We start from the raw sequence: 26,037 nt of genomic DNA, 5'->3' as shown, positions 1-26,037 counted from the left end.
AACCATAACAATACACGAAGCCCTTGAAATTCAGCTCGTCTTGCGACAATTCTGAATTCAGGGGCTTTTTCTTCATACATCATGGTTCGTCAGGGCGAAATAATCAATTCCACACGATCATCCGGTTCAAGAATCTGCTCCATCCCCTCACCCGGCTGCAACTGTTTGTCATTCACTTTAATGTTGACCGTTACGGAGCTGTCCAGCTTCTTCTTGCCGATGCTTGTCACTTCTGCTCCGTCTGAAGATAACTGAATTTGAGCAAATTCCCCAACAAGATCGCTGACTTTCATCTGTTCCTGCCATGACACAACGTAGGAATTTGTAATTTCAGGCACCGTCTTCCCCCCCTCAATTCGTAGCGTGAATCCGGGAGAAGGAACCGCATTCGTTTTTACATCATGTCGTTTCACAAATACGACGATCGAATCACTTGGCTGTACATTGCTCTCCATGGACTCGGGCTTCCGCAGTTCCTCATCGTTCAACAGAATGCCCCACCCCATCTTGGAGTCCAACGACACGTCCCCGACAGATGCGATCGTGATGTTATCTTCCGCTAATTTCACGGAGCCTGATTGCTTTAACGCTTCGGACACCGTCATTCCGGACTTCCACTCCAACGATATATGCTCAGATAAATTTGGTATATAGGATCCGCCATCAATTTTTATCGCAATTTTTGGTGTCGGAACTGGATTTTCTTCGGATATCATGTCATTTTGATCAGGTGCTTTAGAACACGCTGCGGTAAAAAGAAGCAGCAGCAACGCGATAAGCGTTCCTCTCCTCTGTACACGCCTAATGTAGTTGAGCGTCTGATTTATCATGCCTTCACTCACTTTCTTGCCCTCTATTTCAACTGCATACATCGGACTTCTAAGTCTATTATGCAGCAAAGAGAGCAAGAAATCGTATCAATCCCGTAACAAAAAATGTCCGTTTGTTCATTTATCGACAACATGGGCCGGCGATATGATGACATTTTTATAGAGGCTGTTCAAAAAGCCCCCTTTTGAACATGCACTTATATGACAACTTCCTCCAATATTTTTTTCATGTACGTGCGCCGGGCAGCTAAAAAGTAAATCGTCTGCATCAGCACGAACATGCCGACCACGATGAGAGCGTACCACATCACGTTTGTCATCAACAGGTTGCTTAGCGTCTTCATGGCGAATATCGTATGCATGCTGCCAACCAGGCAAGGAGCAAAGAAGATGAGACCGACCTGCACCGTCACGACGTGTCGGATCTCTTTAATCGACAACCCAATGCGCGTTAACGCCCTGAAATGAGCTTGATCATCCTGCAGCTCCGTAAACAATTTAAAGTAAATGACGCTTCCGCTAGCGATAAAGAATAGCAAGCTGATAAACATGCCGATGAACAGCGTCAACGATGTCGCATGCCTATAATCATTCCACATCTCTACGCGGCTTGTAATCGAATAGCTTCCTTCTTTCGGCAGGTGGTCGCGAATTTTCTGTTCCAGCTTTATGGAGTTCTCCCAGTTGCTCCAATTGTACAATTGAATGGTGCGAGCCGTACGGGACGGAGACGCTGCATACATCTGATCGATGACCGGATCTTCCACGACGAGCAGGTTGAACCCGTAGTACCCCGGATCCAGAACCGATTGCTGCAAGCGCTTCGTTACTTGCAGCACCATGCTATGCTCGGTGTCGTTAATGGTCGCCTTCATGGGACCTATATATTTCTTCTCGTTTATCGGTTCTTCCATCACTTCAGTTCCGTACATCCCGTACCTCGATTGATTGACGAGGATCGCTTCCTTTCCGGTGACGGACAATTGGTCCGTATGCAGAATATCGGCCAAGCGGTTATAGTCGGATACGGAAATCATGCCGGTATAGTCGTCTTCAAATTGTTTTCCTTTGAGTTCAACCCGCACATGCCGAACCTCGGCATAATCCGTAACCTTGAACCCATCATCTTGCCCCCATCCCTTCACCAGCTCAGGAAGGAGTACAGGAATATCGTTTTTCGGCGTACCTAATGTAAATACATAAGGATTACCTGCAAGGGTTTGCTGCTTCATCCCCTGATCAAACGCATAAAAAGTCGCTGTTGCCGTCAAGATGACGGTGCACAATATCGAGACATTGAATAATACCCGCGCATTGTCTTTCATTTTATACGCCGCTTGCGACACGTTCAGTAAATGCGTTCGGCGGTAGTAAAAACTTTTATTTTTCTGCAAAAGCCTGATGATCGCGACACTCAGCTGCGTATATAAAAAATACGTGCCAAGCACCGTAAATCCGATCGTCGGCAGCGCCGTTGCGATAAACAGTTCGATGTTCGTAACAAACGCCAATCCATAACCCAGCACTAAGGAGAACAGTGCCAAAATAACAAGCACCCATGAGAACTTTGGCGGCGTCTTCGGTTGCTTCTCCGAGTGTATTAAATCAATAATCTGCGTACGACCTACTTTTCTGAGAGAGAACAATGATATCGCAGCAAACAATACCAAATAACCTACGACCGTCAGAATAATAGCTGACGAATCGATATAGAACCGCATCGGAGATTCCACTCCAAGAATACGGGACATCGCCAGCAGGAACAGCTTGGTAGCTACAGTTCCGATTCCGATTCCGACGAGAATGGCTAGCGAAGAAATGATCATATTTTCATAAAAAACTAAGCGACGCAGTTGTGTCTTCGTCATTCCGAACAACGTAAGGAGTCCAAATTCCTTCTGTCTCGATTTCAAAAATGCCGAACTGGAGTACAGGGTGAAAAAGAACGAAAAGATGATAATCAAATATTCACAGGCCACCATCATTTTCTGCACAGAATCGCCGCCGCGAATATTTCCGTTCACAACATCGGGATGATAGATGAATGCGGCGTAGACGAAAAATATCATCACAGCAAAGGCACTGCTTAGGAAATAGGCACTGTATCGGTGCCAGCTTCCACGTATATTACTGGTAGCGAGCCGTCGGAACGTCATCGAAGTTCCCTCCTAACAAGCTTAACGAATCCAGAATATGCTGGAAGAAGGTCTGCCGGTTCGCTCCACGGCGAATTTCCGAGAACAAACGTCCGTCTTTAATAAAAATGATTCGTTTGCAGAAGCTCGCGGCAAAGGCATCGTGCGTCACCATCAGAATGGTGCGGTTCGCATTCTCATTCAAGTCTTCTAATGCTATCATCACGTCTTTGGCAGACTTGGAATCCAAGTTGCCCGTCAATTCATCAGCCAGCAGCAGTGAGGGCTGGTGGATGACGGCTCGCGCGATCGCGGTGCGCTGCTTCTGTCCGCCCGATACTTCGTAAGTTCGTTTGTCCAATATATGTTCGATACCAAGCCACTTTACGGTTTCTGCCAGACGACGTTCAATTTCTTTCGTATTCACTCCGTCAAGCGCGAGCGGCAAGATGATGTTTTCTTTGATGCTTAGCGTGTCCAACAGGTTGAAATCTTGGAACACGAATCCAAGCTCACGGCGGCGAAAATGTGCCAATTTCCGATTGTTCAGCTTCGTCGGATCCGTCCCATTTATAAAAATATTGCCTGATGTCGGGCTGTCAATCGTTGCCAAAATATTAAGAAGGGTCGTCTTCCCGCTTCCGGAAGGACCCATAATTCCTACAAATTCACCTTCCTCCACTTGCAAGTTAATATCCTGCAGCGCAGTATAGGTCATCTTCCCTTTCGTTCCGTACACTTTCGATAATTGTTCCGCCTTTAATACAGCCATGAGCAGCAAACTCCTTTCCGTCCTGCCTATCCTATGCTTTGTCAGTATTCCATTCGATATGTTCTCAGTATACCCCCTTGGGAATCCCTTCCGACATCGAATAATCTTTCAATCCGATTTCCATCACTTACAAATTTGTAACCTTCAATAATAACAGCCCTTCTTCTGTATGAAAAAGGGCTGAATTTCTGCCTATGGCACATTTAAGATCGTTGAATCAAATCATGGTGCAGTGCCGTCGTCGAGAACAGCAGCGTCACCGCAGTTCCTTCGTTAAGCTTGGAAGCGATGCTCACGTTATGTCCGAGGCGGGCGCAAACTTTGCCTACCAAATAAAGCCCCATACCGGTTGCATCCCCTTCTTTCCGGCCATTTTCACCCGTAAAGAAAGGTTCGAACACGCGCGGAATATCCTGCTCTGCAATGCCGACGCCTTCATCCTCCACCTGCAGACGAACGACTCCATTCGCTTCCTCCACAAGGAATTGAAGCGACTTATTGCCGGGCTTGTCCTTCGAATATTTAATGGCGTTGGTCACCAATTGAGTAAGGATGAAGGATAACCACTTCTCGTCACTTTCCACGATGACGTCACCTGGAGTTACCTTCGGGTAAATCTGATAGCGGATAAGCGCTTTTTTGTTCTGGTTGATCACTTGTCGGATCACATTTTGCAAATGAAGGCCTGATACGTGCAAATCCAGCTCGAATTTGTCGAGTCTGGCGGTGTGCAGCATCATATCCAGCCCTCTTGTCAAGCGGTCGCCCTCTTCGCTTATGCTAGAGAGGAGTTGCTCCGTCTCTGTGCTCGTCAAATCATGTGAAGGCTGCTGGGTTAGCAGATGGATGACCGATAGCGGTGTTTTCATATGGTGAACCCATTGATTCGTAAAATGAACATGCTGTTCCCTGTCCTGACGCAAAGAGAGCAGCTCGTTCATAAATGAGCGGTACTGACGGGTCACCAATGCGTGCATCCGTTTCTGCTCTCTCGATACAGGGTGCTGTAAACATAGCGTGAAATCGCTATCGCTCATGTTCGATTCTGCATTGTAAATCTCTTTATACCAGCGGCGCTGATTTGTATAGTCATACACTAAGCCCGCCATCATTACAATCGCTCCGAGAATGAAAATATAAACCAAACTCTCGCTGTTCACATATCGCTGCCCGATACCGAGATCCAGCCATACGACGACTAGAGACAACGCAATCGCAATCAAGCAAGAACAAATGATAGTCAAGCGGTCCTTCACATATTGGAGAAAGGTCATGCCAGGTTTCATTGCTCCACCCACGATGCCAGCATGCGGTACCCTTGCCCCCGAACTGTCTCAATTGCTTTGTGTATCCCGATTTCCTCCATCTTCTTGCGCACTCTTGTCACGTTTACGGTCAGTGTATTGTCATCGACGAAGTCGACATCGTCCCATAACGTTTCAAGGAGCGTTTCTCTGGATACGATATGTCCAATTCGCTCCATCAAGCAGCCGACCAGGAGCGCTTCATTCTTGGTCAAGTCCACCCGTTCGCCCTGCCATTCCAACGTATTTTTTGAACGATGCAGCACAAGCCCTTGAACAACCAATTCTTCTCCATTACCCCCGCCATTTGCCGCGTACTCGCCGTACGTGCGGCGCAGCACGCCTTTCACCTTAGCCAGAAGCACATCCAGATGGAACGGCTTCGTAATAAAATCGTCACCGCCATTCTCGATGGCCATCACCTGATCCATCTCGCCCGTGCGCGCAGACACAAAAATAATCGGCGCATTCGTTACATTGCGGAACTGCCGGCACCAATAAAATCCATCATATGCCGGAAGATGAATATCAAGCAGAATCAGGTCCGGATTTATCGTTAAAAGCTCATCCTTCAACGCTTTGAATTGAGTAGCCCGTACGACGTTGTAGTCGTATTTCGCAAGGGAAGATTGTAAAATGGAAGCGATCTTGTCATCGTCCTCCACGATCATAATGGTGTACATACTGATTCCTCCAACCGTCAACAGTTTCGCTGCATACTTTCCTGTTTTAACATCATATCACAAAGAAATGTCCTTTATATAGATATGATTCAGTCAAATACATCTAACCGGAGCATCTTTTGTGGGCAAATGTTCCGGTGCTAAGGGCCATTGTACGGGAGTTCGGCATTCTAGAACATTGAAAAAAGTCCCTATCAAGGGACTCTTTCACTCGTCTTTGCATTTCTTCAGAGATGACAAGACCGCCATTCAGTTCGTGGTGTTGCCTCGGTCGTTGTGATTCGATAATGACACACGCTTAGAAGGAACAATAGTGGAAATGGCCGCTTTGTTGATCAGGTTCGATTTCAAATCCGTCTGCAACAAAATACTGTACGTATCAAAACAAGTAATCGTACCTTGCATGCGCACGCCATTTTTTGTAATTAGCGTCACCATCATTTTTTCTGACACCAATTGATTTAAAAAATGTTCTTGCACCTTAATTCTCACCATATTTACACATCCCTTTCTCTATATATTAGGATTCCATACCAGTTTAACATAGATTTTCCTAAAAGTGCATCAAACATCGACGGCAAAGCAAAACGACCGACGTATCGTCGATCGTTCTACAGTGTTCCATATATGCTCCATCCCTAACGGGCGTCGGCTGGCCTAATCAATCTATCGCCAACACTATGATCAAATGTCACAGCACTAGACTCCGGATGTCGGCAAGACAACATCAGCTTAGGCGGCGCCGTATCGCGGAAAGAGAATGTTGTTCTCCAAGTGAACATGTTCGAAGGTCATACTCTCCAATTCTTCCAACCGCGTATACGTAATCCGGTATGTCGTGCATGCGCCTTCCGGCAGCGTAAAGTCCTCGGTCAACATGCGTATTTGCTTCAGAAGCGTACCCGCTCCATCATGTTCCCCTTCAAGTTCTTGAATCGTGCGCGCGACCTCATCTCGTGTCACGGAAGCAGGCTCTTCCTCCGCTGCAAGAATAATTGAGAATGACAGGTCCTCTTCCTTGGCAATATGCTCTTCGAGCTCTGCTTTCAGTTGGTTGAACTTCTCAAGCAGTTCGATTAGATGAGGTTGATCTCCACCATGGACATGAGCTACACGGGCCACATTGGCTGCGATTTGCGGCAGCTGCTCGCGCAAATAACGATGGTGCTTATTCACAACATACTCGATTAATGAACGGGATGACATGTATTGCCAATCCATCGCCGTACCAGCGGTCGGCGCTTGAGCCTTCATTTCCGTTAGTTGGGCGACGATCGCCTCTGCCTGCAATCCTCGCTCGGCTGCCGCTTCAGCAATCGGACGATTCCCTCCGCAGCAGAAATCTATTTTTAAACGTTTGAACACATCGCTGGCCGCCGGATATTGCAATACCGCATCGCGCACGGTCATTTCGGTTGAAAACATAACGCTTCCACTCCTTTATCCTTCGCTCTTGCTTCATGCAACAGAGCTGAAATGGTATGATGACTTGTGAATCTGGATTCATCATACGACAGATAAAGTAACGGAAGCGTGATTACAGTCACTTCATTTTATACAATTTTACGACGGCTGGGCAGCTTGCTGGAACGTTACTAATACCCCACCTTCTCCGGCGTACGTACCGATGATCGGCCCCATATTGATGAACAATACTTGATCAAAGTGATATTTATCCATTAATTCCTTCAAGAATGCTTTGGCGCGCTCCTCACAGTTAGAGTGCGCAAGCGCCACCCAGTCTTTATCCACTTGATGCCATGCATCGCCGACTTTTTCGAGCAGACGGCGGAGCGTCTTCTGCGTTCCGCGAATCTTCTCCATGACTTCAATCGCGCCTTCTTCATTTGCTTCCATCAGAAGCTTTATATTTAACATGGAGGCAACCGTGCCCTTCAATCGGCTCAGCCGACCGCCACGAATGACATTCTCCAACGTATCCAACGTAAAGTAAGTTCGGGTCTGATTCACGTAATTCATCATCTTGTTCATCAGGTCCTGCAGTCCTGCGCCTTCCTTGGCCAATTGAGCCGCACGCACGGCCAGCAACCCCAGTCCCAAAGAGGTCGTCTTCGTATCAATGACCTCGACTTGATTCGGATGACCTTCTTCCTCATACATTTCCTTTGCCATGACAGCATGATTGTAAGTGCTGCTCAAGCTGGAAGTTAAGGCTAAGACCAAAATATCATTCTCCGTGCCAAGCGACCTATACATATGATAGAAATCGGCAGGCGACGGACTGGACGTCTTCGGCAATTCTTCCTCCTCCCGCATCCGTTCGTAGAAAACTGTCGTGTCCATGTCGGAAGTGAGCACCTCTTGACCGAACCGAACGTAGAGAGGCACAACGTGAATGCCGAATTGTTGAATGATCTCTGGAGTCAAATCTGAACTGCCGTCCGTAATGATGTGAATGGTCATGTCATTCCCCTGTCTTTTTAGTCTATTTTCAGCGTCATTCCGATCTATTATAAGGGGTACCCTACCAGTTTACAACGACTAAAAGAAGCCAGCCCGCAGGAAACACAAAAAACCGAGGAACGGAAGTTCTCCTCGGTTCATTAGCTTTTATGCCGCTCTGACTTCTTATCCTTTATACACATCATGGTCCACGTAACGCTCGCCATTCAACTCGCTGATGACGTTGATTGCTACTTTGGCACCGTCTCCTGCCGTAATGATCGTATGCATGCTCACCCCGGCGGCAGTTCCTGCGGCCCACACCCGTTCCGCACTCGTCCGGCCTTTATCATCCGTGTCGATAACCGTCTTCACGCGCGGCTCTGTGCCTGGCTTCAGCTTCAATCCGCTCTGTTCCGCAGCGTCCAGGGCGAGTCCCGTCGCTACAATGACATGCTGAGCTTCGTAGCTGTCTCCGCTCTCCGTCTTCACGGTAACAGAAGAAGAACCGGATTCAATGAGAACCGCTTTGTCCTGCTTAAAGACAGCTCCGAATTTCTCAGCTTGCTCACGCCCAATCGTCAGCATGTCAGGTCCGGAAATGTCGCTCGCTCCATAATGGTTCGCAAGCCACGCCCGCTTGGTCAGACCGTGATCGTTATCCAGCACAAGCGTAGATTTGCCGGATTTGGCCGCGAACAATGCCGCGCTTCCTCCGGCAGGTCCTCCACCGATAACAATGATATCCTGCATTCATTCTCATCCTTTCATGAAGAGTTTCTTCCCTTTATGAATTCACCGGATGTTCTGAAGTTGAATCATCGTCGCTAATGCACTCCACCGGGTCGTTCACCCAACGTTCCGCCCACTCTTGAATGGCTTCCATGACCGACTCCAGAGCGCGCCCTTTATCAGTCAACGCATATTCAATGCGAACGGGTGTCTCTGGATACACATTCCGTACGACAATACCTGCCGCCTCAAGGTCTTTCATACGTTCACTCAACATTTTGTCGCTCATGGTAGGAATGAGTGCGGAAATATCTTTAAATCGCTTCGGGCCACTCAATAGCACCTGTATGAGCAGTCCGTTCCAGCGCTTGCCAAGCACGCAGAACGCAGCTTCAAACCGCGGGCACATACCCAAATGATGTGATTCCATCCGTTCATCCCTCCTTCTTAACTTACAAAATGTAAGCATATTTATTTTACCATAGCGTTTTTAAAAAGAAAACGGGGGCGGCAGTCCCATTCGTAACAAAAATATATTTAATTGCAATCGTTCTGATACTTATCTTATGCAGATGTACAATATAATAAAGTAAATATTACCCATAAGAACAGAATAGTAACATTGCCTGTTCAATGTGAATAGGAGGAACCGATTGCATCACAATCAAGTAAGTCGAACCGAACGGCATCAAAAGCGGAAACAGCTTAGAAAACAACGAATGAAACGCACAGCAGCGCTATGCAGCTTGCTGGCCGTCGTCATCTGCGGCATATTCGTCGGAGTCTACTACTCTTCAGCATCTGACGAACAGTTATCCGGCCAAGGCGAATTCAAAGACGCGCCCCCTTCAGCTTCACCCTCTTCCACTACTCCATCGGCAGCGAAGAAAGAAGCGCCGAAGAGGGAAGAGGGTATGCCGAACAACGAAGCGGCAGCCGCTCCTGCAGAGGAAGGGCCAATACATATCATATTCGCTGGAGATGCGCTGATGGATTGGTCCGTCAAAAAAACAATTCAGCAAAAGGGGCCTGATTATCCTTTTCAATATGTAGCCAGCGAAGTGCAGAAGGCCGATTATGCGGTCGTCAATCTGGAAACTGCGGTCACTCACCATACCGAAAAGGACACGAATCAATTGTACAATTTCAAATCGGATCCGATATCGCTGAAAGGATTGAAAAATGCCGGATTTGATCTCGTTTCGATCGCCAATAATCATACACTCGATTTCAAGCAGAAGGGCTTTCTCGATACGCTGCATTATTTGAAGGAATATGACCTGCCCTATGTAGGCGGAGGGATGAACAAAGAGGAAGCCTATCGGGCTCATACCGTCACCTTGAAAGGGAAGACGATTAAATTTCTCGCCTTCTCCCGCTTCATTCCGCAAACGTATTGGTTCGCTGGAAAAGACAGACCTGGGATTGCCGAAGCCTATAACAAGTCCAGCGTCCTTCCCGTCATTAAAAGGGAACGCAAAGACTGCGACTATTTGCTCGTCTACATGCATTGGGGCGTTGAGAAAAACAACCGCCCTGAAAAGTGGCAGCGCACTTACGCACGGGAAATGATCGATGCCGGAGCAGACGCGATAATCGGCAGTCACGTGCATGTGCTGCAAGGGTTTGAATTTTACAAGGATAAACCGATCGCCTATTCCATCGGCAATTTCCTGTTCCCCGATTATGTCAGGAACAATCGCGCAGATACGGGACTGTTGTCGTTAATGATTGACGAGGATGACATTTCAATGTCGTTCGATCCTTATTTTATTTACAAAGATCAAATCGTTAAAAAAGATGAAGCTTACGAGAAAAAGCAATTTATATATTTGGAATCTATTTCATTTGGTGTTAAAATGAACGGCAAACAGGTGCGGGATGCGGTGAAAGTCGATCAAAAAGAACCATCCCCTTCTAACCGCAAAAGCTAAGCTAACACCACGAACACAGACGCGAACCTGTTCCAAGGGACGCGTCTGTTTATTTGTGTTCTACGAGATGAGAACAAAGGACGGTTTATGGAGTGAGAAAAGCCAGGGTAACAGTAATTGGAAGCTTGAATGTCGATATGGTTACGGTCACCTCGACCATTCCAGAGCAAGGCGAAACCGTGCAAGGAGACAGATTCGCCACCTTGTGCGGGGGCAAAGGCGCGAATCAAGCGATCGCTTGCGCCCGTCTCGGCGCCGAGGTCCGCTTTATCGGATGTGTAGGCGACGATACGTTCGGCCGGATGATGCTGGACAATTTGCAGCAGGAACAAATTCATACAGAAGGCGTCGACATCATTAGCGAGGTAGCATCTGGAACCGCATCCATCATCGTCAATGATGGGGATAACCGCATCATCGTCGTTCCGGGGGCGAACGGCCTGCTCACACCAGATCATATTAGACGACATGCCGAGACAATCCGGAGCTCCGACGTCATACTCATGCAGCTTGAAATTCCGCTCCCTGCCGTGCGGGAAGCGTTGAGCATTGCTGCCGAGAGCCATGTGCCCGTCATTCTCAATCCGGCGCCGGCCATGCCTCTGACGGATGAGATGCTGGCGCACGTCTCCATCCTGACGCCGAATGAGCATGAATTGGCGGCTCTCTTTGGCGGGGATGATTCGGAGCAGGCTTTTGAGTGGAAGACGGCTATACGCTCCATGCCTGGGCGCATCGTCTTGACCCGCGGCGCGGACGGAGCTTATTGGTCGGATACCGCCTGCCATCTCCATCATCAGCCAGGCTATGAAGTCAATGTCATCGATACAACCGGAGCAGGCGATACATTCAATGGCGCGCTCGCCGTGCTTCTTGCCGAAGGCAACAGCATGGATGACGCGGTGCATGGTGCGGTGGCTGCCAGTGCGTTAGCGGTGACTCAGTTCGGAGCCCAGAGTGGGATGCCCACACGCTCTCGATTGGAGCAACAATTAAAGGAGGATTGAACTTTCATGTATCAGATTCGTATGCTGCAGCCGCTCGATTTTGCCGGAGCGGTCTCCATATCAGATGAAGTATTTCGCAATGATACGCAAATGTCGATGGAACAAGGTTTTCCGTATTTATTTTCTCCAATCTATTCCCATTCGTATGGCGCATTTGAGGAAGAACGGCTTGTCGCGCATATGGGAATGCTCCCATCCAAGCTGCGCCTGAATTCGGTTCGGCTGCCTGTCTTCTCGCTCGGCTCTGTCTGCACATCGCCCGTGGCGCGCGGCAATGGCGTCGGAACCGAGCTGCTTCATCAGGTGCAGCGTCATGCCGATGAGACTGGAGCCGTGCTTATGTTCATTTCCGGCGGCCGCTCCTTGTATACGCGCAACCGCTGTTACCCATTCGGACAAGTGTCCGTATATACGGTGAGCCGTAATGACGAGGCCGTAACATCGAATGCGGCGTTGTCTGAGAGCGAACAGGCGCATGTACGCGAGCTTACAGTGCTGGACTGCTTCGCATGGCATGAGCTTGTCGAGCAGCGTCAAGCAGCGTTTGATTTCAGCATGTGGGATTTGTACGGGCTGGAGCATGCAGGGGCTTACGCTTCTTGCGTCATGATGAAGCCGAAGTTGTATGTGCTCGAACGTGGCGGTAAGATTGCAGCCTATGCCTATGCGCTGCGGCCATCAGCCAAGCAGGTGGATGGCGTGCCTCGCATATTGGAATATGGGGGGGCGGGACCAGACATCGCTCTTCTCATGCAGCTGCTCTTGAACAAAAAGAAATTCACCCAATTGCAAATCTATGTGCCATGGCAGGACCAGAGCCTGCATGACACGTTATCCGCCTATCCTTCTCAGGTGCAAGCGAATGACGGGACCGTATTCATTCCGAATATCGAACGATTATTCCAGCATTTGCAGAGTTGGTGGCAGGAGCGCGAGGCGCTCGCCGCGCATATTGAAGTGAAGCAGCTTGATAATGGTGCTGTACAGCTCCGCTATCCTGACGCCGAACTGGTTCAGCTGGAGGAGCAGGACGTTGTGAAGCTGCTGTTCAGTCCGGATGCGGACGGCCTGCTGCCAACGTCCTGGCCGTCCTTGGAACAATTGAATTTCACGGTTCCGCTGCCATATACGGTCGGATTGTATTATATTTAATACTTCATTTATCGGTTTGTAAATTATGTCAATATGACGGCGCTGACGATTCCAGGACCATGAATTCCAATCGTCAGGTCGTTCTCGATATCAGCACTGCGGCTCGGTCCGGTAATCAAATTCAACGATGACGGAAGGCTCGCCATCTCACCGTGAGACGCCCGCAGCCGTTCGAACACTTCCCCCATGCGCGCGACGATTCGCTCCGCCGGGAAGACTGCCAGCAGCATGCCGGGCATAAGACTGACCGAACGGCCTTGCGCTCCCGCAGACAGCACTGCCAGCGTGCCCGTATTCGCCACGACGGCTTCGGGAACGACAATTCCAAGATGACATCGTTCCACAGCCCGAAGCAGCGGACTGCGCGCCTGCCATTTCTCCCCAGCAAGCGCTCCCGCTTCTCCGGGCTCTGATGTGCCCAGCTGCTCTAATGCAGCCTTCCACGCGTCTTCCTCGTCTGCTGCGCTTGCCGATTCCGACCATGGCACACCGACTAGGCGCTGCTCATGCAGCACCTGCGGAACGCCATAGGACTGCAATTCCGGTGTTTTGGCATAGACTACACGCTCCAGCATGCCACGCTCCTTCAGCTCGGCAATACTAGCGGAGATGGCTTCTGCCGCTTGCGAGACAGGCGCCACGCGGACAAGCCCCGTCAGCGCCGTCCAGCTATCCATGAACAACTGTACACATTCCTCTTGGCCCAATTGTCCCATCCGCTTGCGATAGGAATCAGGCACCCCATTGAACATCGTGGCCGGCGGTTGTTGAAGCGGCTTGGCGCGTCCGAGGCGCACTGCGATTTGCGTCAGAAACTGCTGCTCATTCATCTGTCCACTCCGTCCTTTCCTCTGTCTTCTGAAGCGGCTGCCTCCCGTGAAGCTGGATCCTGCTGCAATTCACGCTGCAGCTCCGCCCATGAATCCCGGAACGATTGCTTCGGTATCGCCGGGAAGGTACGAGACTTCGTCCACCCTGCCGCCGGTCCAGGCGCCTTGCGGATGACTCCGTCACGGACAAGCGGCTTCTGCCCATAATAAGCTGCTTTTCCAGCCATACGGTACCATTTGACATTGCCGAATACCTTGCCGAACATTTTGAAACCAAGACGTTCCGCAGATGGGGTGAATCCTTCTTTCACCTTACGCGCCCGCAAATACACGAGCATATCATGCAGCGGAATTTTAACCGGACACGCCTCATAGCAAGCCCCGCATAAGGAAGAAGCGTAAGCGAGCGTACCCGCCTCCTTCATATCCTGCTGCAAGAGCGGGGTCAGCACGGCGCCGATCGGTCCGCTGTACACCGAGCCATACGTATGGCCGCCAACATGGCGATAGACCGGGCATACGTTCAGACAGGCCGCACAGCGGATGCAATGGAGCACTTGCTGGAACTGTGGATCGCCCAACTGCGCTGAACGTCCATTATCCAAAATAATGACGTGCAGCTCTTCAGGTCCGTCCAAGTCCCCTTCTTGCCGCGGTCCAGTGATGAAGGACGTGTATGTCGTCAGCTTCTGCCCCGTAGCGCTGCGGGCGAGCAAATTAAGCATGACCTCGACATCTTCGAAGGTCGGAACGAGCCGCTCCATTCCCATGACGACGACATGCGTCTTCGGAACGGTCGTGACCATACGGCCGTTGCCTTCATTGGACACCAACGTCACCGTGCCCGATTCCGCAATGCCGAAGTTGCATCCGGTCAGCCCGATCTCCGCCTCCAGAAAGAACTGTCTCAGCTTGCGCTTCGCGAAAGAGGCCAGCTCCTTGGTCTCCGGCGGGAGCTTCTTGCCCGCTTCCTTCGTGAACAGCTCCGCAATTTGCGACTTGTTTTTATGAATCGCCGGAATAATGAGATGGGACGGCGTCTCCTGCGCCAGCTGCAAAATATATTCGCCCAGATCGGTCTCGATGGCATCGATGCCGCGCTCCTTGAGGCGATCATTCAGATGCATTTCCTCCGACACCATGGACTTGCCTTTGGCTACAAGCTTCGCCTGCTTCTCCTCCGCAATGCGCAGGAAGGTCTGAACCGCGTCTTCCCCTGTGCCGCAAAAATGGACGTGTCCGCCCCGGCTCCGCACCTGATCCGCAAATTGTCCCAAGTAATAATCCAGATGCGCAATTGTATGCTCGCGAATCACTCTGCCCCGTTCCCGCCATTCTTCCCAATCCCCGAATTGTTCTGCGGCGGAAAGACGTCCCGTACGCAGCTTATCCGTAGTGAAGGCGACGGCTTGGCGCAGAAAATCGTTCTGCAGCACCTCCTGCGTACGCTGCTTCAGTCCGCTGCCGATACCTCCGTTAACGTTGTTGGATGAAGTTGTGCTCACGACGCTTCACTCCTTCCTCGAGCAGCTCCGCAAGATGCATGATCCGAATCGGACGCCCCTCTTTATTGAGCCGCCCTCCGATGTTCATTAAGCATCCCATATCGGAACCGATTAAGATGTCCGCCTCTGTATCAACGACATACTGCGCTTTTTCCGTAACCATCGCTTCAGACATTTCCGGCATCTTGATGGCGAATGTGCCGCCGAAGCCGCAGCAATCTTCCTTATGCGGCAAATCGACTAGCGTCAAGCCCTTCACCTGCTGCAGCAGCAGCATAGGCTCCTCAGTGATGCCTAACAATCTCGTGGCATGACAGGAAGGATGATACGTGGCCTTGCCATCGAACGCCGCCCCGATATCCGTTCTTCCCAATACTTGAACAATGAACTGGGAAAATTCATACGTGCGTTCAATGAGACGCTTCGCTTTTTCGAGCCACTCCGGTTCATCCATGAACAAATCTTCGTAGTAATGATGCACCATACCGGCGCAGGAGCCCGATGGCGTCACGACATAATCACTATGCTCAAATGCTGTAATCCATTGCCTGGCGACTTCCCTTGCATCATCATGATAGCCGCTGTTGAAGGCAGGCTGCCCGCAGCACGTCTGCAGCGGCGGGAAATCCATTTCACAGCCGAGCCGGTGCAGGAGCCGGACAACGCTTTCAGCAACATGGGGAAAGCAAGTATCCGCCAAGCAAGTTACAAATAACGATACGCGCATAATTGCCCCTTCTTTCATCGTCGTTCATCGAGGAACGAGCAGAATGGAAAAGAAGCGCCCGCAGGCCTTTCAGCCGTCGAGCGCTTAAGTCATTAGCGCTCGGCTGCCATACGGTTGGTAAGCGAACCGAGCTTCTCGATTTCGATGGTGACGAGGTCCCCGTCTTGCAAGTAGACGCGCTTGTCTTCCGGCAGTCCGAGCACAACGCCTTCCGGCGTGCCTGTCAAAATGATATCACCCGGCACAAGCGTCATGTGACGTGAAATGTAGCTGACGATTTCGTCGCAATCGAAGATCATGTCGGACGTATTGGAGTGCTGGCGCGTCTCGCCGTTCACGATGCATTTGATGTCGAGCTCATTCGGATTGCCTACTTCGTCGGCCGTGACCAGATACGGTCCGAGCGGGCTGAATCCGTCGCACGACTTGCCGAGCAGCCATTGCTGGGTGCGCATCTGCAGATCGCGTGCAGACAAGTCATTGACGCAGCAATATCCGAAGACGTAATCGAGCGCTTCCTCTTTGCTCACATCCTTCGCCGTCTTCCCGATAACCATGACAAGCTCCGCTTCGTAGTCCACCTGATCGCTTACACGCGGAAGCACGACATCGTGACCATGCCCCGTGAGCGTGTTGTTGAACTTGTTGAACAGAATAGGATACTGCGGAATCGGCGCATTCGTCTCTTCGGCATGCTTGCGGTAGTTCAAGCCGACGCAAATGATTTTTTGCGGCTGCGGCACACATGGCCCATAATTCAATTCGCTCTCATTCAGCACCACACTCGCATTCGCCGCATACGCTTCGACTTCCAAACGCAGGCCTGCGCCGCCTGCAATAATATCGTGCATCGAATATGCTTCACTTACGTCGACCACACCACGGTCTGTTGCTGCCCCCGTTCGAAGCTGTCCATTTTGATCATAGAACGTGACATATTTCACCGCTAATTCCTCCTCCGTGAAGTACAATTATATATATGTGTTATTTCATTACGCATTTTTGCCGAACACAACTCCGCCATCGATATAAAGCGGGGAGCCCATCATAAATTTGGATTCGTCGGAAGCCAGGAACAGGGCACCTTCCGCGACATCTTCAGGACGTCCCAGTTCCCCGCTGAGCTGCCGTGTCTTAATGGAGGCAATGGCCGCTTCCGGATCATCGTAGGAATTGCGCAAATAGTTCTCCACAAATGGTGTGAAAATGGTTCCCGGCAGCAGTGCGTTCACCCGGATGTGGTATGGCGCATAGTCCACCTGCATGGACTTCGTCAATGAGAGAACCGCTCCCTTCGTTGCCGCGTAGGAAGCGCGATTCGCCAAGCCCATCTCCGCAATGCAAGAGGACATGTTAATAATGGTCCCGCTTTGCTGCTCCATCATGTAAGGGAGAACATATTTGCTCGGCAAGAACACGCCGCGTATATTAATCGCAATGACGCGGTCCCATGCCTCTGGCTCGATTTCGTGCAATCTCCCTACACCGCTCACGCCCGCATTGTTGAACAAGACGTCGATGCGTCCATATTGCTTGACTACGGCGTCCGCCATCGCCTTCGCTTCCTCTGGAGAAGTGACGTCGACTTGAATGAACATCGACTTTCCTCCCAGTTCTTCAATCATCCGTACCGTTTCTTGTCCGCCTTCTGATTGAATATCCGCTACGACAATGGTCGCGCCTTCCTTCGCGAAACGTAGGGCGGTACTCCGGCCAATGCCGGAGCCCGCGCCCGTGATGATACATACTTTTGCTTCCAAGCGCATGCTGAATCTCCTTTCCTTCTATTCGAATGTAATCTTTATGCTAGTTATGCTAGATCGCAGATAAGTTGAACTATTGAATTCCGATCATTCTCCCCCTCGGTCAACAACAATGGTTCCAGCATCGCCCAAGAGCTCGATGGTGTGGACGAACGGTTGAGGTGGGGAACTTGTTGATTGAATGGGAGCGTCTCCAACTGCAATAATACAGTTAAGAGCATCTTTTTTCCGTCTTTCGTCACGCTGGACTGCAATTGTAGGGTAACTAGATTGAAAAAGTTGGCGCACTCCGGTCTGCGGCTTATCATAGCGACGTCCTCTACTTTCGCTGCTTTCGATCAATCTCCCCTTCGATCAGTAACAACGTTCCCGCATATCTCAGGCGCTAGACGGTGTGATCGAACGGTGATGTTGCCGCATCGACTGAGAACCAATGTTGGCCTCAGTTAAACTTCACCCCTACGGTTTCTGAATGAGAGGGAGAGTGGATAGAAGGACTTGGCAACGTACCGTTATTGGCTTTCGGCAATCGCCATGTCGATATAAATTCATCGCCGTTCACACATGCATCATTGAACGTTAACCAGATACGATCATGAGATTGGCATATGGCGTCGTATCTCCCGTCCGAATGACCGCTCTCGATTCCTGGCACAGCTGCTTGAACTCAACGTGCGCCATCACCTTCCACCGCACATCCGGCAAAAGCGCCTTGAGCTCAGCCACCCGTTCCGGACTGAACGACTGCATCTCTTCTGTAATGACGACGCAGTCGATGATGAATTCTCCAGCCACCGCCTGCAGCACGTCCACGACAGTCGGAATATCGTCGCATAAAGCCAGGTCGAGCCGCTCAACGCTCATCGGCACCGGAAATCCCCGATCACAGACTGTTAACATATCGGTATGACCCGTCTCCGAGAGAATGCGGTTCAGCTGCGGATGCAGAATGCCGCCCTTTTTCATCGGCTCACCTCCTTGGTGCTAGTGGAAGAGAAAGCGGCCTGCCGGGCCACTTCCTCTCTTTGATCCAGCGTCAGCCGCTCGCGGAAGCTCGGAGCCGGCCGCTTCAAATACAATTGCTCCACACCATCGACAACGGTGACGGCAACGAGCTCCCAGCCTTGTTCCCCTAATTCATTCAAGGAAGCCGCATCATGCTCGATGCGATATTCCCACTTAGAAAGACTCAACGTGATTCAACCTCCCATTGGAAGGCCACCACACGGGCCGGAGCGCCACTTGAATCACGGATGTGAATCGGCAGCGCCATGACATGCCAATCTCCCTCACGAAGCGTCGGATCATTCAACTGCAAGCCTTCCGCCACCCAGATGTTCGCTCCCAAGACGATGCGGTGTGTCTCCTCGTTTTCTTCTCCTGTGCCGCCGATGCTGAAATGATCGATGCCAACTGCCTTAATGCCCCGTTCAACCAAATAACGGGCGCCTTCGTTGGACAAATAAGGAGACTCATAAATCCATTCCTTCGTCCAACCGCGCTTCTCACCCCAACCGGTATACAGCAGCACAATCGAATGCTCGTTCAACTGCTCCTCATACGGTTCCAGATCCGCACGCCCGATCGGATGCTTCGCCCCTCTGTCCTGCAGCGGCACGAACACCATCCGCCCTTGAAACTGCTGCACTGGAATGCGATCCAGCGTAAGATCGAATTCGCCGAGATGGGCAGGCGCATCCATATGGGTTCCGGTATGCAGGTTCATCGTAATCTTCTCCAGCTTCCAACCGTCCCGCGGTCCTACACAGATGTAATCCATCTTCGGCGGTTCAAAGTCCGGCAGCACCGGACACAGATGATACAGATCCTGCGACAGATCGACCATTCTCGAAATGTTAAGCATATGCCGTCACCTACCGTTCCATATGGTCTTCCGGTTGTGCCGCCTTAACGGTAAGGCCGCCGTCCACCATGAGCAGATGACCGTTCACCTGCATCGCTTCCTCGGACGCCAAGAATACAACTGCATCGCCGATTTGGCGTGCCGTTCCGAGCCGCTTCATCGGATTCGCCTGCTCTTCCTTTTCACGCATGCCTGGAGCTGCCAAGAAGTCCGTACACATATCGGTATCGACCGTGCTAGGCCCGACCGCGTTCACGTTAATGTTATATTTGCCCAGCTCGATCGCCATGCCCTTCGTCAGCATATGAGCAGCTGCTTTTGAAGATTGATAGTGCGGAATAACAGGGCTTGTGACCATCAAGCTGGCTGTCGACAGCACGTTGACGATCTTGCCGTATCCCTTCTCAATCATATGTTCCGCCGCGCGCTGCGACGTCATGAAGATTGCTTTGACGTTCGTGTTGTACGTACGATCCCACGTTTCTTCCGTCACCTTCATGAACGACTCGAACGGCGCGATGCCCGCGTTGTTCACGAGCACATCAACGTAGCCCAATTCCTTCTCGACTTCGTCGAACATGTTCAGCACTTCAGCCTTGCTGCCGATGTCCGCTTGCACGACAACCGCCTTACGACCCAGTTCCTCAACCTTCTGCTTTACAGCCAATGCCTTCTCGTAAGATGACGCAGAGGCGTAATTAATTGCGACGTCCGCTCCTTCTTCCGCCAATCGATATACAATCGCTTCTCCAATACCGCGGCTCCCCCCGGTAACTAATGCAATACGTCCCGCTAAACGCCCCATGTTAGTTCCTCCTGTTATCCCATAAGTAATCATTGATTATAAGTGCGTGTTCAAAAAGCACCCTTTTGAACATCTTCTATAAGCTCGGACCGATTCGGTTAATGCTGAACTCCGCATGGCCGAGCACTTCCGCCTTCGTCAATTGACCATCGCTCACGGCGCGAATTTCATCCCAAATATGGTTGCCCGCTTCCTGCAAGGAGACGCTTCCTTCCAGCATTCCGCTGACGTCCACATCCATGTTGTCTGCCATCCGTTCCGCGCAGATGCGGTTGCCGGTAATCTTGATCACCGGAATAACCGCTGAGCCGGTAGGCGTTCCGCGCCCCGTCGTGAAGCAGACCAAATGCGCGCCGCCTGCCGCCATGCCGGATACGCATTCGATGTCATTGCCTGGCGAATCCATAAAATATAGACCGCCTTGCGGAATCGACTCGGCGTATTCAATTACCCCTTCAATCGGCGCTGTTCCGCACTTGCTGATGCAGCCGAGCGACTTCTCCTCGATCGTGCTCAAGCCTCCGGCAATGTTGCCCGGACTCGGATTGCCGCCGCGCATATCGGCTCCCATCCGCTCGACTTCCTTCTCGAAACGGTTCACGATATGATACAGATCGTCCGCCGTCTCCGTCGTGCGGCAGCGGTCTGCCAGCACATGCTCCGCCCCGATAATTTCCGTCGTTTCGCCAATAACGATAGTGCCGCCTTCGGCAATAAGCGCATCGGCAGCCACGCCAAGAGCCGGATTCGACGCGAGACCACTCGTCGCATCGGATCCGCCACATTTCACGCCGATCTTCAGCTCGGAGAACGGAATTGCTTCCTTCGTCATCGCATCCAGCTTCGTTCTCATCTCCTGCGCTAACTGAACTCCATGCTGAATCGCTTTGACCGAACCTCCAACGCTCTGAATATCAAATACTTCCACGAGCTTGCCTGTCTTGCGAATTTCCTCTGCCAGCTGTGTCGGATCGACGACCTCGCAGCCCAAGCTTACGATGACGACCCCGCCGACATTCGGGTTCTTGCCCGTTCCAGCGAGCACGTCGAAGGTGCGATCCTTATCCGCGCCAATCTGGCTGCAGCCGTGCTGATGAGGGATAGCCACCGTATTCGGTACGAGCTGCTGAATACGGTTGCACACTTGATTCGAGCAGATAACGGTAGGAATAATTAATAGATGATTGCGAATCCCGACCTCACCATTCGGTCTCCGATAGCCTTGAAACGTTAAACTCATGCTAGGTTCCCCTTTCCCGTACAAATGAGCTATGCTTGCTATTTCAGGTGCCTGTCGGCTCCGTTACGCTTCCGCCGAGGATGGCTCTCCCCCAGCCTGATCTCCGCGCCCCCGAATCCCTTCGATATTGTGCACATGCACATGATCGCCGACCGGAATGTCGCAGACGGCGCGCCCGATGACTTCCCCATACTTGCGCACATGATCGCCTTCCGTTATGTGAATGACTGCCACCTTATGACCGAAAGGAATCGGCTGATTGACTGCTAGCGACACTGAATTCCCTTGAACTTCGCACGTAATGGTCTCGCCTGGAACAAGCTCCCTCAGAGCGGTCGCGACATGGTCGCGATCATCCATTACGATAACGCTTACACCCTTTTGCATGGCCTTTTCTTTCACGCAAATCCCTCCACCTTTAAATGGAAATGTTACCGTTAACTCAACGATATCACCTGTTCCCCTTGATGTCAATGTTACAAATAGAATAAAATGAAATCGGTATAACTATTTTCGTTCTCGTACCCATTTCAATAAATTATAGGAGAATTCAGTCTATGGCTACCATTTATGATATTGCGAAACGGGCCAATGTGTCGGCGATGACAGTATCACGGGTCATTAACAACACGGGCAGAGTCAGTGAGAAAACCCGTACGAAGGTTAAGAAAGTAATGGAAGAGATGCACTATATCCCCAATTCCGTTGCCCGCTGCCTTGTGACACAGGAGAGCAAAATATTGTCTTTGCTCATTACAGACATAACGAATCCATTTTTTACAACGATGGCGCGAGGTGCGGAAGACGCTGCGATGCGGCACGGTTACCGGCTCATGTTCGGCAATAGTGACGAGAGCTTTGCAAAAGAGAAGGACTATGTAGAAATGATTTTGTCCATGCGTGTGGACGGCGTGCTATTTTCACCGAGCGGTGACCGTTCCCGCGAGCATTTGGAGTGGCTCACCCGTCAGAACGTTCCGTTCGTGCTGCTGGACCGCGAGGTTCCTGGCGTAGAATGCGACGCTGTACTCGGAGACAGCCGTATCGGCGCACAGCAAGTGGTTCGGGAAATGATCCGCTGCGGACACCGCCGCATCGCGCTCGTGAACGGTTCGCAGGACGTATCGACAGCACGGGAACGTCAGGCAGGGTATACGGACGCATTGCAGGAGGCTGGCATTCAATATAACGATCAATTGGTGATGGAGACAAGCTATCTGGGCGAGCATGGGCCGTTATCGCTCGCTCATTGGATGGATTTAGCGCCGGGACAGCGGCCAACGGCTATCTTTGCCGCGAACAACATGCTTGCTTTGTCCGTGCTCAAGGCCGTCCGGGAAATGGGCCTGCGCGTTCCCGAGGACCTCTCGCTCGCTTGCTTCGACGATTTCGGCTGGGCAGAAGAGGCGAATCCGTTCTTCTCAGTCGCTTCGCAGCCTGCGTACGAATTCGGGGAGAAAGGAATTCAACTGCTGCTGGAGCGCATCAAAAATCAGGACGTGCCTCCGAGACGCATTGTGCTCCCTTGCAGCGTACATATGCGTCAGTCGGTCGGACAGCTGCAGCCCGTACAATAAGGCTAGGCTCGGAGTTGCTATAAGAGGTTGTTCTACACTGCGCTCCTTCTTCAGGAATGCTTCCGCTGCAGTTTTCTTACGAAAACTTGTACTTCTCGGTGCTGAAAAGGGGCCACTTGAACCTGCACTTTAAATATTTATAAATAGTACCGGCAAGGAGATACCCTGACAATTTTGGCACAGGACTTACAGGGTCTCTTTGTCGTACTTATTAATCTCTAGCATGACACGTTCAATTCCCCTCTCTATATCCTCGATTTTTACATTCGAGACGTTTAATTTCAGCAGTGAGCTCTTCGGAAAAGAAGATAAATAATTCGCTTCCGCCATGTCGACGAGAATGGATTGCCGCTTCAACCTCGCCATAAGCTCTTGACCCTGCACCCTCTTATCCAGTGACATGTACGTATGAATGCACGGATTACCCGCCGGTGTATAACGGTACAGCCCCTTGCTTTGGCGCTGCGCTTCTTCCAATGCAGAGGTCAAACGTTCCGTTCGCGACGAATAAGCGGAGCGAATCTTCTGCTTGTGGCGCTCGAACATGCCGTTCTTGATGTAGATCTCGAGCGCTGCCTGCGACAGCATAGAGCTGTCGACATCAAGCAGCTTCTTATATTTGTGGAACGGCTCGGCAATGCTTGGCGGGATGACGGCGGCACCGACGCGCAAACCCGGAAAAATGATCTTTGAGTAGCTTTTTAAATAAATGACATGCGCAGAGCGATCATAGGCATATATCGGATCCGCCTTAGCATCCCGATCCAAATCGGCCAAATAGTCGTCCTCCACGATATACACGTCATACCGCTCCGCCAATTTGGCGATCGTCTTTTTCTGCTGCTGAGAGTAAGACGTTCCAAGCGGATTATGAAAGCGCGGCATCGTATAGAAAAACTTAATTCGTTGCGTCTGGAACAGCCGTTCCAGTTCCTGCAGGTCTATGCCTTCGCTCGTGCGCTCAATCCCCAGCACGGGCACGTTATGCGTCTCCACATATTCGATATACAAATGATAGCCCGGCTGTTCGATCAATATCGTATCCTTCCCGTTCGGAAACGGAATGGTCGTCAGCAGCGCCAATGCTTGTTGAATGCCAGAAGTGATATAGATGTGATCTGCACTCGTAAACACTTGATAATTCGCCAACTGCTTCTCGATCACCTTGATTAACGAAGGCAGCCCTTGCCTGGTTCCATACACAAATAGTTCATTTTTGTAAATATCGATCGCTTTATTGATGCATTGCTGAAAATCCAAATACGGAAACACCTCTGGATCCGGTGCAGAGGAGGCAAAATCGACCGTGGACCGATCGCTATGCCGCCGCGGTTGCTTTCGTTTCATCACATAATATCCGCTTTTCGCAACAGAGTACACCATATGCCGCTGCTCCAGTTCATCGAGCGCACGGATAATCGTGCTTTTGCTGCAGCGATATTGCTCGGCCAGCATGCGAATCGATGGCAGCTTGTCCCCCTCTTTGTACTCGCCGCTCTGAATCCAATGCTCCAAGTCATTTAACAAGGATAAGTATTTATACATAGACGCCTCTCAACCTCATTCCGAATTCTATACCGGTACAGATATAGTTTATTTGTATTGTATCATGTAGGGGGATTTAATACGATGTAACTATACCGGCCGGTACCTATTAAGCGCGCTTCACTGTGTATGAGAGATCATACAGGTAACTTTCGGATTAGGTGCAATGCTTTGGCACTCCTTCCGCAGCAGCTGAAAAACAGCCGGCTCTACTGGACAAAGCATAGTCCACGTGCCGTTTAGCCGCTCAACTTATATACACCTCTATAAAGGAAGTGGAACCATGATAGATTCATCCCAGAAAAAGGCTTATCTTGCAGCTATATTATACGCCTTCATCATCGGCTTCTCGTTCGTGTTCGTAAAGTTGGCCCTGACGGCAACCGATCCGATGAGCACGCTCGCCCATCGCTTTACCATATCCATTGTCATCGCAACCATACCTGTTATATTCGGGTGGGTAAAGCTGAACATAACGCCCAAAGACATTGTGCGCATCCTGCCGTTGGCGCTGTTCTATCCGGCGATGTTTTTCGCCTTCCAAGCGTTCGGCTTAGTCTACGCCAGTTCCTCCGAAGCGGGAATCATTCAGGCGGCGGTGCCGATTTTCACGATGCTGCTTGCTTCCTATTTTTTAAAAGAACGTTCGAGTCTATGGCAGAAGCTGTCCGTCGCCTTGTCCGTTGCCGGGGTCATTTACATCTTCGTCATGAATGGAGTCGCCATTGATGCTTCCAACGTGAAAGGGACCGTTCTCATCTTGTTGTCCGCGCTCGCCTCGGCAGGGTACAACGTGATGGCGCGGCCGATGACGCGCAGATTCAAGCTCATCGATATCACGTATATGATGACGCTCGTCGGCTTCCTGACGTTTAATGTGATGTCGCTCGTGAACCACGGCCTGAACGGTACGGTATCGCTCTACTTCGCGCCTTTCACGGATACGACGTTTATTATATCGATCTTGTATTTGGGCGTGTTGTCTTCACTCGTCACCTCCTTTTTGTCCAACTACGCCCTCTCGCATATGGAAGCCTCGAAGATGAGCGTGTTCGGCAATTTCGCCACGCTCATTACGATGATTGCCGGCGTCCTGGTGCTAGATGAGCAGCTGAAATATTTTCACCTGATTGGCGCCTGCATGATTATTCTCGGCATATTGGGAACTGCATTTCTCGGCAAACGCAAAGCGAGAGCGCATTGACGCCAACGAAAAGCCAAACACACGT

The 26,037-nt window shown here is 50.8% G+C and carries 27 protein-coding genes; 5 read left to right on the top strand and 22 right to left on the bottom strand.

Annotated features, from left to right (window positions below; all coding sequences use genetic code 11):
* Positions 1–89: 89 nt before the first annotated feature.
* From LQV63_RS14490 to LQV63_RS14445, 10 genes are all read right to left on the bottom strand, one after another.
* Complete coding sequence (locus LQV63_RS14490; protein WP_233697251.1) at positions 90–842, bottom strand: hypothetical protein; 753 nt, start codon at positions 840–842, stop codon at positions 90–92.
* Positions 843–1,027: 185 nt separating this feature from the next.
* Positions 1,028–2,986: an ABC transporter permease gene (locus tag LQV63_RS14485; protein WP_233697250.1), complete on the bottom strand. Its 1,959-nt coding sequence runs from the start codon at positions 2,984–2,986 to the stop codon at positions 1,028–1,030.
* Entirely contained in the window at positions 2,958–3,737 is a 780-nt protein-coding gene (locus tag LQV63_RS14480) for an ABC transporter ATP-binding protein (protein WP_019424032.1), read from the bottom strand. Before LQV63_RS14480 ends, LQV63_RS14485 begins: the two co-directional genes overlap by 29 nt.
* A 203-nt stretch (positions 3,738–3,940) precedes the next feature.
* On the bottom strand, positions 3,941–5,023 hold the full coding sequence (locus tag LQV63_RS14475; RefSeq protein WP_019424033.1) for a sensor histidine kinase: 1,083 nt from the start codon (positions 5,021–5,023) through the stop codon (positions 3,941–3,943).
* A complete protein-coding gene (locus LQV63_RS14470) occupies positions 5,020–5,724 on the bottom strand; it encodes a response regulator transcription factor (RefSeq protein WP_019424034.1) in 705 nt (234 codons plus the stop codon). The genes LQV63_RS14475 and LQV63_RS14470 overlap by 4 nt, the downstream gene beginning before the upstream one ends.
* A gap of 249 nt (positions 5,725–5,973) precedes the next feature.
* Entirely contained in the window at positions 5,974–6,219 is a 246-nt protein-coding gene (hfq, locus tag LQV63_RS14465; protein WP_019424035.1) for an RNA chaperone Hfq, read from the bottom strand.
* Positions 6,220–6,456: 237 nt separating this feature from the next.
* The gene (ric, locus tag LQV63_RS14460; protein WP_233697249.1) at positions 6,457–7,149 is read right to left on the bottom strand and encodes an iron-sulfur cluster repair di-iron protein; all 693 of its coding nucleotides are present in this window, start codon (positions 7,147–7,149) and stop codon (positions 6,457–6,459) included.
* 138 nt (positions 7,150–7,287) lie between these two features.
* Positions 7,288–8,148 carry a DegV family protein gene (locus LQV63_RS14455; protein WP_019424037.1) on the bottom strand — a complete coding sequence of 287 codons (861 nt, stop codon included), beginning with the start codon at positions 8,146–8,148 and terminating at the stop codon, positions 7,288–7,290.
* 165 nt (positions 8,149–8,313) lie between these two features.
* Complete coding sequence (locus tag LQV63_RS14450) at positions 8,314–8,880, bottom strand: FAD-dependent oxidoreductase (protein ID WP_233697248.1); 567 nt, start codon at positions 8,878–8,880, stop codon at positions 8,314–8,316.
* A 34-nt stretch (positions 8,881–8,914) separates the two neighbouring features.
* Entirely contained in the window at positions 8,915–9,289 is a 375-nt protein-coding gene (locus LQV63_RS14445; protein ID WP_019424039.1) for a winged helix-turn-helix transcriptional regulator, read from the bottom strand.
* A gap of 223 nt (positions 9,290–9,512) precedes the next feature.
* Between LQV63_RS14445 and LQV63_RS14440 the strand changes: the two genes are divergently transcribed.
* The 3 genes from LQV63_RS14440 to LQV63_RS14430 all read left to right on the top strand — a co-directional run bounded on the left by LQV63_RS14440 (position 9,513) and on the right by LQV63_RS14430 (position 12,952).
* On the top strand, positions 9,513–10,793 hold the full coding sequence (locus tag LQV63_RS14440) for a CapA family protein (RefSeq protein ID WP_233697247.1): 1,281 nt from the start codon (positions 9,513–9,515) through the stop codon (positions 10,791–10,793).
* 92 nt (positions 10,794–10,885) lie between these two features.
* Positions 10,886–11,800, top strand: a complete 915-nt coding sequence (rbsK, locus tag LQV63_RS14435) for a ribokinase (RefSeq protein WP_233697246.1) — start codon at positions 10,886–10,888, stop codon at positions 11,798–11,800.
* Positions 11,801–11,806: 6 nt separating this feature from the next.
* The gene (locus tag LQV63_RS14430) at positions 11,807–12,952 is read left to right on the top strand and encodes a GNAT family N-acetyltransferase (RefSeq protein ID WP_233697245.1); all 1,146 of its coding nucleotides are present in this window, start codon (positions 11,807–11,809) and stop codon (positions 12,950–12,952) included.
* A gap of 23 nt (positions 12,953–12,975) precedes the next feature.
* Here the strand turns inward: LQV63_RS14430 and LQV63_RS14425 are convergent, their stop codons facing one another.
* The 11 genes from LQV63_RS14425 to LQV63_RS14375 all read right to left on the bottom strand — a co-directional run bounded on the left by LQV63_RS14425 (position 12,976) and on the right by LQV63_RS14375 (position 22,088).
* Positions 12,976–13,782 carry a LutC/YkgG family protein gene (locus LQV63_RS14425; RefSeq protein ID WP_233697244.1) on the bottom strand — a complete coding sequence of 269 codons (807 nt, stop codon included), beginning with the start codon at positions 13,780–13,782 and terminating at the stop codon, positions 12,976–12,978.
* On the bottom strand, positions 13,779–15,287 hold the full coding sequence (locus LQV63_RS14420) for a LutB/LldF family L-lactate oxidation iron-sulfur protein (RefSeq protein ID WP_233697243.1): 1,509 nt from the start codon (positions 15,285–15,287) through the stop codon (positions 13,779–13,781). The genes LQV63_RS14425 and LQV63_RS14420 overlap by 4 nt, the downstream gene beginning before the upstream one ends.
* The gene (locus LQV63_RS14415; protein ID WP_019424045.1) at positions 15,259–16,014 is read right to left on the bottom strand and encodes a (Fe-S)-binding protein; all 756 of its coding nucleotides are present in this window, start codon (positions 16,012–16,014) and stop codon (positions 15,259–15,261) included. Before LQV63_RS14415 ends, LQV63_RS14420 begins: the two co-directional genes overlap by 29 nt.
* A 92-nt stretch (positions 16,015–16,106) precedes the next feature.
* Positions 16,107–16,958, bottom strand: a complete 852-nt coding sequence (locus tag LQV63_RS14410; protein ID WP_019424046.1) for a fumarylacetoacetate hydrolase family protein — start codon at positions 16,956–16,958, stop codon at positions 16,107–16,109.
* Between the two features lie 48 nt (positions 16,959–17,006).
* Complete coding sequence (locus LQV63_RS14405) at positions 17,007–17,780, bottom strand: SDR family NAD(P)-dependent oxidoreductase (RefSeq protein WP_019424047.1); 774 nt, start codon at positions 17,778–17,780, stop codon at positions 17,007–17,009.
* A gap of 576 nt (positions 17,781–18,356) precedes the next feature.
* Positions 18,357–18,743, bottom strand: a complete 387-nt coding sequence (gene rbsD, locus LQV63_RS14400) for a D-ribose pyranase (RefSeq protein WP_019424049.1) — start codon at positions 18,741–18,743, stop codon at positions 18,357–18,359.
* Positions 18,740–18,970 carry a DUF4177 domain-containing protein gene (locus LQV63_RS14395; RefSeq protein ID WP_233697242.1) on the bottom strand — a complete coding sequence of 77 codons (231 nt, stop codon included), beginning with the start codon at positions 18,968–18,970 and terminating at the stop codon, positions 18,740–18,742. Before LQV63_RS14395 ends, rbsD begins: the two co-directional genes overlap by 4 nt.
* Entirely contained in the window at positions 18,967–19,641 is a 675-nt protein-coding gene (locus LQV63_RS14390; RefSeq protein ID WP_233697241.1) for a cyclase family protein, read from the bottom strand. Before LQV63_RS14390 ends, LQV63_RS14395 begins: the two co-directional genes overlap by 4 nt.
* Before the next feature lie 10 nt (positions 19,642–19,651).
* Positions 19,652–20,446, bottom strand: coding sequence for an SDR family NAD(P)-dependent oxidoreductase (locus tag LQV63_RS14385; RefSeq protein ID WP_019424052.1), 795 nt, complete (start codon positions 20,444–20,446; stop codon positions 19,652–19,654).
* 76 nt (positions 20,447–20,522) lie between these two features.
* Positions 20,523–21,686, bottom strand: a complete 1,164-nt coding sequence (locus LQV63_RS14380) for a UxaA family hydrolase (RefSeq protein WP_233697240.1) — start codon at positions 21,684–21,686, stop codon at positions 20,523–20,525.
* Positions 21,687–21,749: 63 nt separating this feature from the next.
* Positions 21,750–22,088 carry a UxaA family hydrolase gene (locus tag LQV63_RS14375; protein ID WP_233697239.1) on the bottom strand — a complete coding sequence of 113 codons (339 nt, stop codon included), beginning with the start codon at positions 22,086–22,088 and terminating at the stop codon, positions 21,750–21,752.
* Between the two features lie 155 nt (positions 22,089–22,243).
* On the opposite strand from LQV63_RS14375, the gene LQV63_RS14370 reads away from it, so the two are divergent.
* Positions 22,244–23,263 carry a LacI family DNA-binding transcriptional regulator gene (locus tag LQV63_RS14370; RefSeq protein WP_233697238.1) on the top strand — a complete coding sequence of 340 codons (1,020 nt, stop codon included), beginning with the start codon at positions 22,244–22,246 and terminating at the stop codon, positions 23,261–23,263.
* 186 nt (positions 23,264–23,449) lie between these two features.
* Here LQV63_RS14370 and LQV63_RS14365 read toward each other — a convergent pair whose 3' ends face one another.
* Positions 23,450–24,808, bottom strand: coding sequence for an aminotransferase-like domain-containing protein (locus tag LQV63_RS14365; RefSeq protein WP_233697237.1), 1,359 nt, complete (start codon positions 24,806–24,808; stop codon positions 23,450–23,452).
* Positions 24,809–25,091: 283 nt separating this feature from the next.
* Between LQV63_RS14365 and LQV63_RS14360 the strand changes: the two genes are divergently transcribed.
* The gene (locus LQV63_RS14360) at positions 25,092–26,012 is read left to right on the top strand and encodes a DMT family transporter (protein ID WP_019424057.1); all 921 of its coding nucleotides are present in this window, start codon (positions 25,092–25,094) and stop codon (positions 26,010–26,012) included.
* Positions 26,013–26,037 lie beyond the last annotated feature (25 nt).

It is taken from the genome of Paenibacillus profundus, assembly GCF_021369635.1.
GTDB classification, from domain to species: domain Bacteria; phylum Bacillota; class Bacilli; order Paenibacillales; family Paenibacillaceae; genus Paenibacillus_B; species Paenibacillus_B profundus.
This window is presented reverse-complemented; position numbering and strand designations above follow the sequence as displayed.

What these genes read in the sequence shown, in the direction of transcription:
- LQV63_RS14485 (WP_233697250.1), bottom strand. Translation starts at nt 2,986, where the DNA reads ATGACGTTCCGACGGCTCGCTACCAGTAATATACGTGGAAGCTGGCAC.
- LQV63_RS14480 (WP_019424032.1), bottom strand. Translation starts at nt 3,737, where the DNA reads ATGGCTGTATTAAAGGCGGAACAATTATCGAAAGTGTACGGAACGAAA.
- LQV63_RS14475 (WP_019424033.1), bottom strand. Translation starts at nt 5,023, where the DNA reads ATGAAACCTGGCATGACCTTTCTCCAATATGTGAAGGACCGCTTGACT.
- LQV63_RS14470 (WP_019424034.1), bottom strand. Translation starts at nt 5,724, where the DNA reads ATGTACACCATTATGATCGTGGAGGACGATGACAAGATCGCTTCCATT.
- hfq (WP_019424035.1), bottom strand. Translation starts at nt 6,219, where the DNA reads ATGGTGAGAATTAAGGTGCAAGAACATTTTTTAAATCAATTGGTGTCA.
- ric (WP_233697249.1), bottom strand. Translation starts at nt 7,149, where the DNA reads ATGTTTTCAACCGAAATGACCGTGCGCGATGCGGTATTGCAATATCCG.
- LQV63_RS14455 (WP_019424037.1), bottom strand. Translation starts at nt 8,148, where the DNA reads ATGACCATTCACATCATTACGGACGGCAGTTCAGATTTGACTCCAGAG.
- LQV63_RS14450 (WP_233697248.1), bottom strand. Translation starts at nt 8,880, where the DNA reads ATGCAGGATATCATTGTTATCGGTGGAGGACCTGCCGGAGGAAGCGCG.
- LQV63_RS14445 (WP_019424039.1), bottom strand. Translation starts at nt 9,289, where the DNA reads ATGGAATCACATCATTTGGGTATGTGCCCGCGGTTTGAAGCTGCGTTC.
- LQV63_RS14430 (WP_233697245.1), top strand. Translation starts at nt 11,807, where the DNA reads ATGTATCAGATTCGTATGCTGCAGCCGCTCGATTTTGCCGGAGCGGTC.
- LQV63_RS14425 (WP_233697244.1), bottom strand. Translation starts at nt 13,782, where the DNA reads ATGAATGAGCAGCAGTTTCTGACGCAAATCGCAGTGCGCCTCGGACGC.
- LQV63_RS14415 (WP_019424045.1), bottom strand. Translation starts at nt 16,014, where the DNA reads ATGCGCGTATCGTTATTTGTAACTTGCTTGGCGGATACTTGCTTTCCC.
- LQV63_RS14405 (WP_019424047.1), bottom strand. Translation starts at nt 17,780, where the DNA reads ATGCGCTTGGAAGCAAAAGTATGTATCATCACGGGCGCGGGCTCCGGC.
- rbsD (WP_019424049.1), bottom strand. Translation starts at nt 18,743, where the DNA reads ATGAAAAAGGGCGGCATTCTGCATCCGCAGCTGAACCGCATTCTCTCG.
- LQV63_RS14390 (WP_233697241.1), bottom strand. Translation starts at nt 19,641, where the DNA reads ATGCTTAACATTTCGAGAATGGTCGATCTGTCGCAGGATCTGTATCAT.
- LQV63_RS14385 (WP_019424052.1), bottom strand. Translation starts at nt 20,446, where the DNA reads ATGGGGCGTTTAGCGGGACGTATTGCATTAGTTACCGGGGGGAGCCGC.
- LQV63_RS14380 (WP_233697240.1), bottom strand. Translation starts at nt 21,686, where the DNA reads ATGAGTTTAACGTTTCAAGGCTATCGGAGACCGAATGGTGAGGTCGGG.
- LQV63_RS14370 (WP_233697238.1), top strand. Translation starts at nt 22,244, where the DNA reads ATGGCTACCATTTATGATATTGCGAAACGGGCCAATGTGTCGGCGATG.
- LQV63_RS14365 (WP_233697237.1), bottom strand. Translation starts at nt 24,808, where the DNA reads ATGTATAAATACTTATCCTTGTTAAATGACTTGGAGCATTGGATTCAG.
- LQV63_RS14360 (WP_019424057.1), top strand. Translation starts at nt 25,092, where the DNA reads ATGATAGATTCATCCCAGAAAAAGGCTTATCTTGCAGCTATATTATAC.